16 protein-coding genes and 1 CRISPR repeat array are annotated in these 14769 nt (G+C 45.6%); of the genes, 9 read left to right on the top strand and 7 right to left on the bottom strand.

The genetic code is table 11. The features are described 5' to 3' along the window. The first annotated feature begins 25 nt into the window (after positions 1–25). The 8 genes from MCG98_RS01040 (at position 26) to MCG98_RS01005 (ending at position 5492) form a co-directional block, all read left to right on the top strand. On the top strand, positions 26–364 hold the full coding sequence (locus MCG98_RS01040; protein WP_240300025.1) for an MmcQ/YjbR family DNA-binding protein: 339 nt from the start codon (positions 26–28) through the stop codon (positions 362–364). 1 nt (position 365) lies between these two features. Next, positions 366–752, top strand: coding sequence for a (deoxy)nucleoside triphosphate pyrophosphohydrolase (locus tag MCG98_RS01035; RefSeq protein WP_240300024.1), 387 nt, complete (start codon positions 366–368; stop codon positions 750–752). Between the two features lie 78 nt (positions 753–830). Next, positions 831–1262 (top strand): hypothetical protein, encoded by a 432-nt coding sequence (locus MCG98_RS01030; RefSeq protein ID WP_240300023.1) that lies wholly within the window; start codon positions 831–833, stop codon positions 1260–1262. Positions 1263–1435: 173 nt separating this feature from the next. After that, a complete protein-coding gene (gene nth, locus MCG98_RS01025; RefSeq protein WP_240300022.1) occupies positions 1436–2080 on the top strand; it encodes an endonuclease III in 645 nt (214 codons plus the stop codon). Positions 2081–2143: 63 nt separating this feature from the next. Then, positions 2144–2413, top strand: a complete 270-nt coding sequence (locus MCG98_RS01020) for a DUF3795 domain-containing protein (RefSeq protein WP_240300021.1) — start codon at positions 2144–2146, stop codon at positions 2411–2413. A gap of 345 nt (positions 2414–2758) precedes the next feature. After that, positions 2759–3525: a CRISPR direct-repeat array (repeat unit 33 nt; unit sequence GTCTTCCTTCTCACGAAGGAAGTGGATTGAAAT). Positions 3526–3912: 387 nt separating this feature from the next. Beyond that, positions 3913–4170, top strand: a complete 258-nt coding sequence (locus MCG98_RS01015) for a TfoX/Sxy family protein (RefSeq protein ID WP_240300020.1) — start codon at positions 3913–3915, stop codon at positions 4168–4170. 18 nt (positions 4171–4188) lie between these two features. Then, positions 4189–4515: a hypothetical protein gene (locus MCG98_RS01010; RefSeq protein ID WP_240300019.1), complete on the top strand. Its 327-nt coding sequence runs from the start codon at positions 4189–4191 to the stop codon at positions 4513–4515. A gap of 104 nt (positions 4516–4619) precedes the next feature. After that, on the top strand, positions 4620–5492 hold the full coding sequence (locus tag MCG98_RS01005; protein ID WP_240300018.1) for an AraC family transcriptional regulator: 873 nt from the start codon (positions 4620–4622) through the stop codon (positions 5490–5492). A 48-nt stretch (positions 5493–5540) separates the two neighbouring features. Here MCG98_RS01005 and MCG98_RS01000 read toward each other — a convergent pair whose 3' ends face one another. From MCG98_RS01000 to MCG98_RS00975, 6 genes are all read right to left on the bottom strand, one after another. Then, positions 5541–6593 carry a uroporphyrinogen decarboxylase family protein gene (locus MCG98_RS01000; protein ID WP_240300017.1) on the bottom strand — a complete coding sequence of 351 codons (1053 nt, stop codon included), beginning with the start codon at positions 6591–6593 and terminating at the stop codon, positions 5541–5543. Positions 6594–6630: 37 nt separating this feature from the next. Then, positions 6631–8022, bottom strand: coding sequence for an MFS transporter (locus tag MCG98_RS00995; protein ID WP_240300016.1), 1392 nt, complete (start codon positions 8020–8022; stop codon positions 6631–6633). Then, on the bottom strand, positions 7988–9394 hold the full coding sequence (locus MCG98_RS00990; protein ID WP_240300015.1) for an APC family permease: 1407 nt from the start codon (positions 9392–9394) through the stop codon (positions 7988–7990). Before MCG98_RS00990 ends, MCG98_RS00995 begins: the two co-directional genes overlap by 35 nt. 18 nt (positions 9395–9412) lie before the next feature. Beyond that, positions 9413–10795, bottom strand: coding sequence for an MFS transporter (locus tag MCG98_RS00985; RefSeq protein WP_240300014.1), 1383 nt, complete (start codon positions 10793–10795; stop codon positions 9413–9415). Positions 10796–10987: 192 nt separating this feature from the next. Continuing rightward, the gene (locus tag MCG98_RS00980) at positions 10988–12454 is read right to left on the bottom strand and encodes a helix-turn-helix domain-containing protein (RefSeq protein WP_240300013.1); all 1467 of its coding nucleotides are present in this window, start codon (positions 12452–12454) and stop codon (positions 10988–10990) included. A gap of 74 nt (positions 12455–12528) precedes the next feature. Then, positions 12529–13176 (bottom strand): ECF transporter S component, encoded by a 648-nt coding sequence (locus tag MCG98_RS00975; protein WP_240300012.1) that lies wholly within the window; start codon positions 13174–13176, stop codon positions 12529–12531. Between the two features lie 136 nt (positions 13177–13312). Between MCG98_RS00975 and MCG98_RS00970 the strand changes: the two genes are divergently transcribed. Next, a complete protein-coding gene (locus MCG98_RS00970) occupies positions 13313–14308 on the top strand; it encodes a hypothetical protein (protein ID WP_240300011.1) in 996 nt (331 codons plus the stop codon). 14 nt (positions 14309–14322) lie between these two features. Here the strand turns inward: MCG98_RS00970 and MCG98_RS00965 are convergent, their stop codons facing one another. Beyond that, complete coding sequence (locus MCG98_RS00965) at positions 14323–14700, bottom strand: BlaI/MecI/CopY family transcriptional regulator (RefSeq protein WP_240300010.1); 378 nt, start codon at positions 14698–14700, stop codon at positions 14323–14325. Positions 14701–14769 lie beyond the last annotated feature (69 nt).

Genomic DNA, 14769 nt, shown 5'->3' with positions numbered 1-14769 from the left:
AGACGCAGGCAAATGGGTGAAAAGAATGTTATTAAGACAGGAAGTCATCAGATATTGTATGACATTTAATGGAGTTTATGAGGATTATCCGTTTAAGGACCATACCTGGACTTGCATGAGGATTCGTAAAACGGGCAGGATTTTTGCCTGGATATATGAACGCAATGATTGTATATGGGTTAATGCGAAATGTGATCCGCAGTGGAGGGATTTCTGGCGGGATGCTTTTCCTTCTGTCGTACCGGCATATCATATGAATAAAGAGCATTGGAATTCGATTATTCTGGATGGCACAGTACCGGAGAAAGATGTAAAACGGATGATAGCTGAGAGTTATGAGCTTTGTAGCAGGAGAAGAAAATAGTATGAAAACAATTAATGTTGTGGCAGCCATCATTATAAAAAACGGTAAAATATTTGCTACGCAGAGAGGTTATGGAAAGTTTAAAGACGGGTGGGAATTTCCAGGCGGAAAAATTGAAGAGGGTGAGACTCCCCAAGAGGCATTAGAGCGCGAGATTAAAGAGGAACTTGATACGGTAATTGAAGTAGAGGAGCTGGTTGATACAGTTGAATATGATTATCCGGAGTTTCATCTGAGCATGAAGTGCTATTTATGTAACGTTATACAGGGAACACTGAAACTCTGTGAGCATAAAGCTGCAAAATGGCTGGGTAAAGAGGCGCTGAACAGTGTGGATTGGCTTCCGGCGGATATTGCGTTAATAGAGAGGCTGAGGCGGTTGCTTTGACACTGTGGATTTAATTATGTGCATATTTTTAAGACCAATGCACATAATAAATCAAAAATCAGAAAGAAGGCACAGAATATGGAGGAACAAACAAAGAGACTTCTGAAGGAATGCAACCGAGGCTGCAAAATGGCTATCGACAGTATGGATCAGATCAGTGCATACGTAGAGGATGAAACTCTGGGAAGGGTTATTGATAATTATAAAACCGAGCATGAAAAAATAGAGGGAGAGTCCGCTAAACTTCTGGGCCAGTACGGAGAGCAGGAACAGGAGCCGGGGGCAATGGCATCAACTTTTGCATGGGCCACCACAGAGATAAAAATGCTGGTAAAGGATGACAACAATCAGATTGCAAAGATCATGATGAATGGTTGCAATATGGGGATTCAGTCTATCAGTGAGGCCATGACTCAGAACAAAGAGGCATCAGAGGACAGTCAGATGGTTGCCAAAAATCTGGTGCGGATGGAAGAAGATTTCATGGGAGAGCTGAAAGCATTCTTATAGGATCTGGAAAATAAGAGCTATGTTGTCTACTTGCATTTGTTGTGATAAGATAGTTGCATGGGACATAGAAAAAGCCGATAATTGGGCGGAGAATCTGTTCATCAGATGGTGAACTGGCGCGTTCCAGTAATCGGCTTTTATTTTTCTATTCGTCGATACGATAGGAGGTACATATGACAAAAGAGAACCTGGCAATAGAAGTGGTAGCACGTCTGAAAAAGGAATATCCGGACGCCGGATGTACACTGGATTATGATCAGGCGTGGAAACTCCTGGTCAGCGTACGGCTGGCAGCGCAGTGTACAGATGCAAGAGTCAATGTAGTTGTTGAGGACCTGTATGCGAAATATCCGGATGTAGACGCACTGGCAGACGCAGATGTGGAGGATATTGAGCGAATTGTCCGTCCGTGCGGACTTGGAAAAAGCAAAGCACGTGATATCAGCGCGTGCATGAAAATACTGAAAGATGAGTATGGAGGAAAGATACCAAAAGATTTTAAAACTTTATTGAAACTTCCGGGAGTGGGACGCAAAAGTGCAAATCTGATCATGGGTGATGTTTTCGGAGAACCTGCGATAGTGACAGATACGCATTGTATTCGCCTGGTTAACAGGATCGGTCTTGTTGATGGAATAAAAGATCCAAAAAAAGTTGAGATGGAACTTTGGAAGATCATTCCGCCTGAGGAGGGCAGTGACTTTTGTCACCGTTTGGTTTTCCATGGAAGAGACATTTGTACGGCAAGGACGAAACCTCACTGTGAAAGGTGCTGTCTGTCTGAGATCTGTAAGAAGAACGGGGTGGAACAGGGGTAATAAAAAGCAGCTTAAAGGTATACAGTGAAAACAGACACAGAAGATGAAGAGAGGCGGAACAAGATGTTTGAATCGAGATGCGGAGTCAGGTGTAATTCCTGCGAACGTAAGGAGCAGGTGCATTGTACTGGTTGTATTACGATGGAAAAGCCATTTTGGGGCGGGGAGTGTCAGGTGAAATTCTGCTGTGAAGAAAAAACGCTGGACCACTGTGGAGTATGTCCAGATTTTCCATGTAAGATGCTTTCCTCAATGGGAGCAGCGCAGGGTTTTGACCCTGCTCAAAAACTGGAGCAGTGCAGACAGTGGGCCCAGGAATCTGAAAGCAGATAGGGGAATGCGGATGGTGTATTGTGTATTCGTGAGTGGCAGAAATGCGGATTTCTAGGATCTGTGTCGTGAATGGAATGGTTTTCTAAATGGATTGGGTGTCCGATGAGATTGAAACTTATGTGCCAGCTGGGTTGGTAAACCCTGAAACTATAGAGATAAAGATAAAGTATTAGAAGTGCGAATTTGAAGTACACATAAAAAACCGGGGAGATTCGCACCTTAAAAACGGTGATTTTTTCGCCGGAAACGTGTTCCATTTATTGATTTAAGAAAAGAATGACGAAAAAACAGACAAATATCACATTATGTAAGGGAAATGTGATATGATATTTGTGCATAATTGCTGTCTTCCTTCTCACGCAGGAAGTGGATTGAAATCTGATAAAACTCATCAAAACTAATATCCTCGAAAGTCTTCCTTCTCACGAAGGAAGTGGATTGAAATCGGACAAGCTTCACATTCTTTGGAGCAACCGGAAGTCTTCCTTCTCACGAAGGAAGTGGATTGAAATTTAAAGCTGATATGTTGAATGGTGGTATTTCTAGTCTTCCTTCTCACGAAGGAAGTGGATTGAAATCGGAAGAGCCTCCGCAGGAAAACGCTCCGGACGCGTCTTCCTTCTCACGAAGGAAGTGGATTGAAAATATGGATAAATGTACACTCACGTTGTGGGAAATGGGTCTTCCTTCTCACGAAGGAAGTGGATTGAAATCTCATGGAGCATCTCTTTATCCGATGTATCCAGGTCTTCCTTCTCACGAAGGAAGTGGATTGAAATGTAAATGGTTCGACCATCATTTCAGGCTTTTCAGGTCTTCCTTCTCACGAAGGAAGTGGATTGAAATTCAAGATTACTAATACGTGAAGTATTAGAACCTAGTCTTCCTTCTCACGAAGGAAGTGGATTGAAATACAAAAATCAGAGGGTAATGATACATCATAACCGTCTTCCTTCTCACGAAGGAAGTGGATTGAAATATCCTGATATCCGCAACGGGCATGATGCTCCTGGTCTTCCTTCTCACGAAGGAAGTGGATTGAAATTATAAAATTATGCGGGAGCTGTCTTCCATCGGCAGTCTTCCTTCTCACGAAGGCAGAGGATTGAAATTTTATGATGACCTGTGTTGGTATTTATGCGGCATTGCCTGCTTTCGTGAGAATGAGGGGGATAATCGGACGCTTTGAAGTGAGCACGGAATTCAAGAGATTTCATTTATCATAAGGCAGTTAATTAATACAGGAGTATACATGTTACTTTGGAGTATAAACGTCTTTTCATGAAAAGAAATACAGCGAAGCATCAATACACAAATCCAGACATCTTCTCCTTTAGATGAAAAAGTCAGGGTGTTAATTGTATATGTTACAGAATTTTGAACAAGTCTATTCCCAGATTGAGAACACACAATGTCACTAATTAAATATCCAAATAAGTTTACATAATAGTAACAAGACACCATTACGGCATCTGATAACGTTACATGGGAGGGCTATTATGGGTGAATTATCAAAACTGCCAAACATAGGAAAGGTAGTAGAAGAACAATTGAATCAGGCCGGAATCACCACCTTTGAGGAACTGAAAGCACTTGGAAGCCAGCAGGCGTGGCTGCGGATTAAGGCAATCGATGACTCCGCATGCATCCATAGACTGTATGGGCTCGAAGGGGCCATACAGGGGATAAAGAAAACACAGTTGTCGGATGAGAAGAAAAGGGAGTTGAAGGAATTTTACAACAGGTTCAAGGGATAAATGAAAGGTCGTGGCTTCATGGGATTTGCAATATGGTTGATCTCGACCTGGGGGTGTGCGGCACTCTTTCTGGGGATCGGGATTTTTGCGGGCAGCCGCGAAGAACCGATGTGGTTCTGGACGGGCTCAACAGTTCCGGCCGGGAAAGTGCGAGATATTCCGGAATATAATAAGGCAAATGCACGAATGTGGAAAATCTACTCTGTTCCATACTGGATTTGTGGACCGATTTTTTATTGGTCAGTAATGCTGGCAGTTGTTATTTTGATATTTGCATGTTTGATGGGAAGCGCGTGGCTCATATGGTGCTATCATCAGATTGAAAAGAAATATGTCATGAAATAGCAGCAAAGAACGCATTTTTAACACAGACAGGTATCCGCACGGAAAGTCAGGAAACAGACACGAAACTCCGATATACTGAAATCAGGAAAGAGGAGGAGAAACAGATGGAATGGATTTCAGGGCTTCAAAAGGCGATCGATTACATTGAAGAGCACTTGACAGAAGATCTCGATTTTGCGGAAATAGCCGTGCAGGCGTATTCGTCAAATTTTCATTTTCAGCGGGTGTTTTCGATTCTCTGTGGATTTACGCTTGGAGAATACATTCGCTGCAGGAGGCTGACACAGGCAGGCAGTGAACTGGCATCGACAGACGGCCGTGTGATTGATGTGGCACTGAAGTATGGGTATGACAGCCCGGAAAGCTTCAGCCGTGCTTTTGTGAAGTTCCACGGTATCAAACCCACCCAGGCTCGTTCAAGGAAAGCAGAACTGAAGTCTTTCTCCCGTCTTTCTATAAAACTTATATTAGAAGGAGGAACAAAGATGGACTACAGGATTGAGAAAAGAGATGCGTTTTCAGTGGTGGCGAAAAGAAAAAGGTTTAGCGGAGGGAGTGAGATCACACAGCAGAGTATCCACGAGGCATGGGAAGGGTGCAACACGGACGGAACAATTGACAAGCTCTGCCGGTACGTAAAACCGGACGGCGTTTTTGGAGACGCAATTGTTGGAATCTGTTTCGATAATCCGCATGAGGGAGATTTCGACTATGCAATCGGCACTGCCTGCGAGGAGAGTGAAGTGGCAGAAGGACTGACTATAGAGAAGATTCCGGCAAACACATGGGTTGTGTTTAAAGGACAAGGCAGGATGCCGGAAGCATTTCAGGAGCTCTATAAACAGCTTTATACGGAATTCTTTCCGACCAGTAATTATCAGCCGTCAGGAGGCATGTGTATCGAGGTGTATCCAAGTGCTGAAGTGCATTCTGAGGACTTCACATTTGAGATTTGGTTTTCGGTTACACCAAAATAGATTAAAGAGATGCGCAGGGACTATAGTAGTTCCTGCGCATTTGCAATACTATGAGATCTGCTTTTCAGCATTATTTGCCAGATTATACACGTTGTTGCTGGATGCGGTATGTTTGACAGGGGTTACGCCGGCTTTTTCCATCAGCGGGCGATTATATTCATCCAGACAGTCCAGCCAGATCTGTTCACGCTCCGGGAAACGGTCCAGGAAGCCACAGAGTGCGACCCACTTACCGCCCGGTGCCATAATATTCAGGGTTTCGTTGATGGAATCTTTGATCTGTTCTGCCGTGGCGGAGGGGTTATCTAGTACTGCCTGGTTGCTGAAACCGCCGCATACTGTCAGACGGTCACCGAATTGCTGTTTGACCTTAAGCGGATTATTCTGAATCTGGACCGGGTTAAGGGCATCGATTCCCATATCGACCAGCTCAGGAATGAGATCATGGATTTTACCACAGGAATGGTGCTGATAGATCATGCCAAGTCCTTTTACAGAATCAATGACCCGCTGCAGATGAGGCTTTATGATACGCTGCCATTTGTCAATGGGCATAAACAGGCCGGTATTGGTGGAATAGTCATCATGAAACTGCAGCATATCAGGCTTATAGTATTTTGCAATGCGCTCGATGAGTGCGATCTTGTAGTCTGCCATAGCTCCCATAAAATCAGAACTGGCTTCCTCGTCCGTCATGATATTGACAAGAGCCTCCTCAAATCCGCAGAACATATGCAGGCTTTCGAAGCATCCGTTGATCAGGATGATGTTGGAGAGCTTGTTTTCACGGTCCCAGCCTGCGGTGTCTTTGGCAGCCCAGCCTTCCCAGTCATATTTATCCAGATCGGGAAATGTTACGACATCTCTCCAGCACTCAATGTCCCTGATTTTGGGGTCTGTCTCTACTGGCATCGGGCCGGGCTGGTCTTCGCGGTAAATATATTTTACACCGAACCAGTCTGTTGTAATGCCGTATCCACGGGCGCCTTCTTCGATAACAGTCGGGATGCAGGTGTCCTGTCCCGTGGATGGTGATGGTACCCATGGGGTTTCCTGATGATTAAATGCGAGTAAATGACATTCTCTTTCTGTGATTTTCATAATGATACCTCCGATTTTTTATTAGATTGGTGTCAGGTTAAATGATTTCTTTTGTGGTCTGGCGCTTCTCAACAATGGCTGTCAGTTCTGCAACCTTTTTCTCGGTCAGATTATATCCGAAGAATATGATCAGACAGGAAAGGATTACGCAGATACCGGATGCAAGACACATAATGCCTGAGATACCCTTTGCTACGGATGCACTTGCCGCCTGTCCGGCGGTGTAGCCGATGGCGGACAGACCAACGGGGAGAATGATACTCTTGATCATGGAGCCAAATTTGATCGGGATATTCAGCATACTCATGATAAAGCCGCGGGCATTTTTACCGTCCTTCCACATGGTGTAGATAACGGTGTCAGTGGTCATCGCGGTTACAACGGTTCCGATCATGCTTCCGAAGAAGAAGGCAACCGCCATACAGACGATGAACAGCGTGGTTCGGCCTTCATCCGCGACGAAAAACATGGCAACTAAAATTGCGCCGTAGATGAGATTGCACAGGCAGTAGGTTGTCTTTTTACCAAGACGTCGGGAAACCTGATTGACTAAAATGGCTCCGATGACTCCGGTCACAGTCTGGATCGTCATGTAGACAGACATGGATGCGGAGTCTTTCAATACATTTTCAAAGAAGTATGCGGCGGTTGAGCTTACCAGAAAGACAGCCGTATAGCGAAGGAGGTCTCCGAAAGAAACAACCAGAAGCGGCCGGTTTGTGAACAGAATACGAAACATTTCTCCGATAGAAAGCTTACTGCCCTGTGAAATCTGTTCGGTAGCCGCAATGGGGGCATCTTTTGTCAGCAAAAACATGATGTAGTGAGTGATGGCATTGACCAGGCAGAAAAAGAATGCTGCTCCCGTATATCCTGCTGCAGTGTTACCAAGAAGTTTACCGAACAGTGTGATGCAGGGAATTCCCAGCAGGGAGAACAACAGCTGTCCAATAACAGCACCCTGATTCCTTCTGGCGCTTAACAGTGTTCTGGTATCGACGTCGTCTGTGATCTGGGAAATGTGTCCGGTTACTGCGGCGCTTACGACATCCTGGAATAACGTCTTGATACAGAACGCGATGATGACAATTGCCGCGGCTGCGATGGAATCTCCCATATCGAAAAACATTAATGTAAAGAACACGAGTATGATGGGAGTACAGATGACATACCATGCGCGGTATTTTCCAAGTTTTTTGAATTCGCATTTTTCCAGCATGATACCGGTCACAAACACCCAGACAAGATCCACAGCGGCAGTGCTGGTGAGGATAAAGGTGACGACACCGAGCGAAAAGCCGCAGATATCAGTCAAAAAATAGGACATATAAAACAGTTCCAGGTAAATAAACAGGTTAAGGCCGATGTTTGGTACGATAAATGCGTTGACAAGTTTACCAGGTAGTTTTTGATGTGGTTTTTGATTCATAGTGGTTCCCCTCTTTCGTTGGTTTGTGGTTTGGTAATCCGGATTTATCATCAAAGGATTTCCGGCGATACAGTCGCCCTGCGGCAAGTACGGCTATGACGATTGCTGCGTACGCGATGATAATGATATTGGACCATGCCGGGTTGTTTGCAAACAGGGAGATCACCTGTGTGGAAAGGACCAGGTAGGTGATGATGACCATGAGCTTCAGACGCCATGCCGGGTATTTTCTGGCGTATTTTGAAGAACCCCATAGTTCAGGATACTTTTTCGGCAGACTCAGGATCCCCGCCATTGGAATACAGGTGCCGAGAATCGTCAGCCCGACAGCCATCTTGGACAGAATCGTCAGGTCTATCCCGGCGACAGTGGGAACGGCGCCAAAGCAATAGAAGATGGTCATCAGGATGTAGGGGGCTCCGAAACGGTTGGTTTTGGCCCAGCTTTCTGGAAAACATCCCTTTTCGCATGCCGCAATCAGGGAATTTGAATACCAGACAAAACTGGAATTCAGGGTCGTGATCAAAGCACCGAGGCAGGCACCGATGATAAAAAATGCATACAGACCGCCACTGCCAAGAACCGCAGATGCAGCTGTTGTCAGAGGTTTCCCCGCTACCTCTGAGACAGGCATCACTCCGCTTGCCACAATACCCATCAGCATATATAAAAGACAGACGCAAAGTGTGACACCGGTGATGACCTTTACCATGATTTTTGAGGCGTTTTTGATTTTGGGTGCAAAGTCTGTGATGATATAGGAGCCGCCTACCGCAAAGTATAAAAGCGAGACTGCCGAATAGAACCCGCCGAAGTCCCCGGTAAAGAAGGTTTCGCTGGAAGTAAACTCACGGAAATCCACCTTCCCTAGCCCGCGCAGAACGAAGCACAGGATTCCTGCGATCAGAATCAGGCATAGGACATTCTGAAACCGGGCAGCTGTTTTGACACCGAACAGGTTTATGATATAAAACAGTGTCAGAACAGAGAGTGCGGTGAGTTTAAGACCTGCAGGATGATTCAGGGAAGGAATCAGGCTGGCCAGATATTGGGCGAAGGAGATTCCAAAGATGGCAATCGTCATGCGTCCCAGAAAATAAATGTAGGCGTAAAATTTCCCCACATCTTCATGAATAAGCTCACTGGAATAAGAAAATGCAGCGCTTGTGCGGGGAAGCAGTGTACTCATAATGAAAATTGGGCGAAATGAGATCAAAAATAACAATGCGCTTACAAGAAACGCCAGCACGATACTTCTTCCTGTCATGGCGATACCGATGCCGGTCTGTGTGATGATGCCGGAGCCAATGGTAAAACCGACGGCGAGGCCTGTCGTCTCAAGACAGGAAAGTTTTTTTTCCTGGGAATTCATGCAGATACCCTCCTTTTGTCAGACTGCTTTGCGTGCGGTGATCTCTTGTGTCATTTGTGTAACCTTCTGTTCATTCAGCCGGTAGCCGAAACCGAAGATCAGGATTGTTAAAAGAAGAAAAACGGCAGGGTACAGGTTCATGAGCATGGAAATACCGCTGATCTGTGAAGCGGTTGGGGCTGAGTTGGCTGCGTAACCGGCAACTGCGAGCCCGGCACCCAGTACGGCACTGCGGAGCACCGCGCCTGCCTTGATTGGGACATTCAGCATACTCATGATGAAACCGCGGGCGTCCACGCTGCTTTTCCATTCATAATAGATAACAGTATCTGCCAGAATGGCTGTCAGTGTCGCCATTGTGATCTGCATAAAAAAGTTTACAAAAATGTGGAAGCCGATAAAACTTGCCACCTGCCTTCCAAAAAAGTAGCAGAGTACCAGAGCCAAAGTCATAATACACAGGGAGCCCAGATATGCCGGTTTCTTGCCGAATTTTTTTGCTGCTGTGTTGGCAGATAAGGACCCTGCAAACCCGATGATGCGTGTGATGACGAGGTAGGTTGTCATGGCCGCCAGGTTCTGAAGAACCACAACAAAATAATAGTAGGCCGCTGCAGACATAAGAAAATAAGCAAGGTAACGGAATGTATCAGCCGCAATCAGTATCAGCAGCGGGGGATTGCGAAAGACAGCCGCAAGCATTTGTGAGAGCGGAAGCTTTTTTCGTGGTATATTGGCAGCATCATTTTCGGCTCCGCCGCTCCCGGATACAGAGTAGCCCTTTGTAACGGTGAAAGCCAGGAAATAGCACACAAAATTTATAATTCCGAACAGGATGGCCGTCAGAGAATATCCCAGGATCTCATTGCCGCAACGTGCAGTCAGCCAGGTGATAAGCGGCAGTGCGATGATGGAAAATACAATATTGCCAAGAGATAAAAACTGTCCTCTTCTGGAGGCAAGGATCATTCGCTCATCCTGGTCATTGGACAGGTCGCTCACAAGACTCACTGAGGCAGAGTATGCGAGATCCTGTGCAAGTGTCTTGATAGAAAATGCAGCAATTACGATGCCGGCGGCCAGGGCTTCGGAAGAACCGATTTTTGAGAATTCCATAGCATAGGTGAAAATCATGACCGGGGGTCCGATTACGAGCCATGACCGGTATTTACCCCATTTCAAGCTGCTGCGTTCGATCAGCCAGCCCGTCAGTGGCACCCAGATACAGTCGATGACAGAAGTCAGGGTAAGGATAAAGGTGGCTGTGCCAATCGAGAACTTTGCGCAGTCTGTGAGAAATGCCGCCCAGTAATACAGTTCCACATTCACAAACAGTGTAAAGCCAAAGTCCCCGAATCCGCTCAGATTCAGGACTGCCCGGCTTAATTTTTTATCGCCCATATACATTTCCTCCCTCTTTTGTGTGGTGCGAACTGTTGATGATCTTTGTTATTTTCAGTATAACATTGTGGAAAATGACGAACTACGGTCTGGGAATACGAGAAAAATGAAGTAAAACAGAGAAGATTCGTATTGAAAATACAAATGTTTTTGTGAAATGAGGGGCTGCCATACTGGCAGCCCCTCATGTTATCACGGCAGAAAAGGAGAATTTATCCCGTTTAGATAGTACAGCCGCAGTACGCGGATGGACATTTTTATAAAATCTCTGGTGTAAATGTCCTCGATATCGCAGGTCAGAACTTCAGTGATTTTGTGGATACGATAGACGAGGGTATTGCGGTGGATATATAATTCACTGGCTGTATTCTGCAGTGAACGATCGTTGTTCAGATAGGTGAACAGGGTATTTATCTTTTCGCCGCCAGTTTCCGAGGCGGGGTTCCAGAGTTTCCGTACATCGGGATGACAGAGACAGACTGCTTCTTCCAGAGACTGAACCCGTATCAGATGTTCCAGCGCGTAGTTATAGAAACGATGCAGTGTTTCAGCCGGGGCCAGCAGACTGCCGTAATAGATGGCGGCAATGGCCTGGCCATAATAATAGTGGAGTTTTTGGGTCCCCGTAAATGGAAGACTCAAGCCGGTGTTTATACGGTATTTCTGTGAAATATCACAAAGTGCAGCGGCAACATCGTCCTTGCTTCCGGAAGCGATCCGGTACATTACAATTATTTTTTTGCCGCAGATTGTTACCACGCTGTCGGAAAAAAGAGACTGCAGCAGCCGATAGATGATCATCATCTTCTCAGAAGAAGTTTCTTCGGGAGATGAAAGAACCGCGATATGAAATGAATCTGTTTCATTCCACTTCATATAGAGCATCCAGTTTTGCAGTTCAGACGGACTGTTCTCCTGCTGGAGCATCATTTTAAGAAGAATATTCTGTGTTGCCGGATAGGCGTGTTCCTGATTGATGCGGCCAAGTACGAAAGAGAGCAGCCTGACGATGTAATTCAGACAGATCACATCGCCGCTGTTAATCTCACGGTCTTTTGCGATGACATTGATTCGGCCGCAGCAGTCATTGCCGCTGTAGATGGCAGCTGACAACATATCCGTGTCGATGATTTTACCGGAAAAATGATACAGCTGTGCATCACCGCTGAGGTAATAATTATTCTTCTGCCCTTCTGAGAGCAGATACTGTATGGCCTCCACAGAACTGTGGCCATGACGGCAGAGATACTGCCAGTCTTCATTCACTTCATTTTCCCCGTATTGTTCGCTCATGAAAAGCACCTTATAACTGCCATCCAGCAGAATGACAGGATTGTGAAATACAGGCCAGCTTTCATCCACGATCGTACGGTAATCCAGTTTTTGGGAAGCCTCTTCCAGGGAATCCTGCCATTCACGGTAAAAATCAAATGTGCACTGGACCATTTCAAAAACAACTTCGCAGTTCATATCGTGAAACAGCAGATAATCATTCTCTGCAGCACAGACAGTATCTTTTCCCTTTTGATAGACATGGACGCAGTTTGTGGCGTATGCACGGCGTGCACTGGAAAGGATGGCAGGGGCATTTCCGGAAATGTAAAGTTCAGGTTCCAATGCGCTCAGACGGTTGGCAATCATCCAGAGGTTCAGTTTCATAATCTTTTACCACATCCTTCGTTTTTGTCTGAATCTTATCATGAAAATTTCAAAAAGTCAAAACGGATATAAGGTCAGACCCATCCCTTCATTGCCAGCATAAGAAAGATAATCGTGATCAGCAGAACTGCGGAGACGATAATGATTCCCATATGCCGTTCGCGGACAGCAGGAGTTGTGGATGATTCCAGAAGTCCGGCTTTGCGCAGAGCGGTTACGACGGGTTTATAGATCAGCAGTGTGATGGCAGTATTCAGGCCGCCCTTTAACAGATTGAACGGCAAAAATGCCGGAAGGAGCAGCTTGACGACCGCCTCTCTCGGGTATCCCATATAGAGGGGAGCGATCAGGTAGTTCCAAAGCAGGATGACTGCGGTGGTAAGAAGGCATCCTGTTACCAGCCCTGTGACAGCGCCTTTTAATGTATGTTTCTTTTTGTAGATAAATGCTGCGGTACATGCAAAACAGCAGCTGGACAGGATATTCATGATGCAGCCGATGGGTCCTGTTTCACTGACGGTGATCATTTCCAGGAAAGCAACGATCACAGAAATAATAAAGGATGCCATCGGGCCGAAGATAAATCCGCCGATGGTGATGATAACATCTTTGGGGTCATATTTCAGAAATAATACGACGGGAAACCGCCCGATTACCATGACAGCATATGCGATCGCGCAGAACATGCCGATCATGGTGATTTTTTTTGCTTTTGTATTCATTATTACAAGCCTCCTCATTTACTGTTTTTTATACTAGCGGACGGCAGGCGGGAAGTCAAGATTAAGATTCTGTCTTGTGACTTCAGGAGGCATGTGCTAAACTGGGAGAAACTGCTGAAAGGAACAGGTAGACAATATGTATGAAGATATCGTAAAGGCGCTGAATCAGGATATCGCACAGATTTTAAAGAAAAAGGAAGCGCCGGCGAAGACATTCGGCGAGCTTTCAAAAGTCAGAGAAAAAGCGGAGAAATCCCTTCCTTCAGATAGTACGGAACAGGGAAAGGTTCTGGTAGTTCTGCATGAAATCATGGGGAACCTGCAGTTTTCGCTGAAAAACCCTCAGGAGGCTGAAAAGCTGTATCGAACCATGGTGGGGATCGGTGCAGAGATGTATCGGAAAGACAAACAGCAGTATGATATTCTGTTTGCCCAGACTAATTTGCGTATGGCGGTTTTTTATAAAGATCTGATCAATATGGGCATTGTGACGCCTCAGCCAAGGAAGCTGAATGAGGCGCAGCAGAAAGCTTACGATGCGAGTGAGAAATTTTTCAGGAATGCCATAGCTGCATGCCTTGACAAGATAAAAGCAGGAAACCGTGTTGCACTGGAGCTTCAGGGGAAATGTATGGGGAATCTGATGGTCTTAAAAGGGGCTGTCGGAGAATATGAAGAGTCAATACGAATCGGGGAACAGCTCATTAAACTGGAAAAAGCTATTTTTCAGGTCACAGATGATGCACCGCATGCCATTGAACTGGCACAGTGGATGAATACTCTTGCATCCATTTATTCTTTCCATAAAGATCATGTAAAAGCGCTGGAGATGATGGAAGACTGTATCTACGCACTGGAAGACAAAGAGCAGGAAAATCCTGTGGCGTTCGGCGTTCGCCTTGCAAGCTGCTATGTAAATCTGGGAAATGCCCGTTATCTGGTACCTGAGGAGCAAAAGCATGCTGAAGAGGCCTATCTGACAGGGCTTGAAAAGTACAGAAAGCTGAATGAGCAGACAAACGGACAGTTTGAAAAAGATGAACAACAGGCCTGCTCAGTCATTGGCAGCTACTATCAGAGGACAGGTCAGAAAGACATGGCGATGGAATATCTGGAGAGAGGGAAGCGGTAGCGTGGCATGTGTCATCAGCGCTTGCGCAGACTTTTCCTTTGTTCCTGAATCAGGCGCAGCAATTCATCCAGTGCATCTATATCCTGTTCCTTTCTGATCAGATCAGCTAAGAGACGGCCAGGGGTAAGCGATGTACCTTCAATCTGTGAATGCATATAATCCTCATGTGTTAATACCGGCCGGTAGGTTCGTGTCAGCACTGTTCTGTGATATACGATATCTGCCACCTGGATATAGGAATTTTCAAGGAGCTTTTTTAATACGGCCTGAACTGTGTTGGGTTTTAACTCCGGATTGATGGATGGTATATCTGCAGCGCTCAGTGCTCTGTCGGTGCTCCACAGGACATGCATAACTTCCAGTTCTCGATGAGTTAATTTGATTTTTGGCATAATCCACCTCCTTTAGATTCATTATGTCATCAAATCAGAAATAAAACAACAAAAAAATATTTACAAAAC

The organism is Ruminococcus sp. OA3, assembly GCF_022440845.1.
Classification (GTDB): domain Bacteria; phylum Bacillota; class Clostridia; order Lachnospirales; family Lachnospiraceae; genus Ruminococcus_G.
The sequence above is the reverse complement of the archived record's forward strand: the minus strand, read 5'-3'. Positions and strand labels throughout refer to the sequence as shown.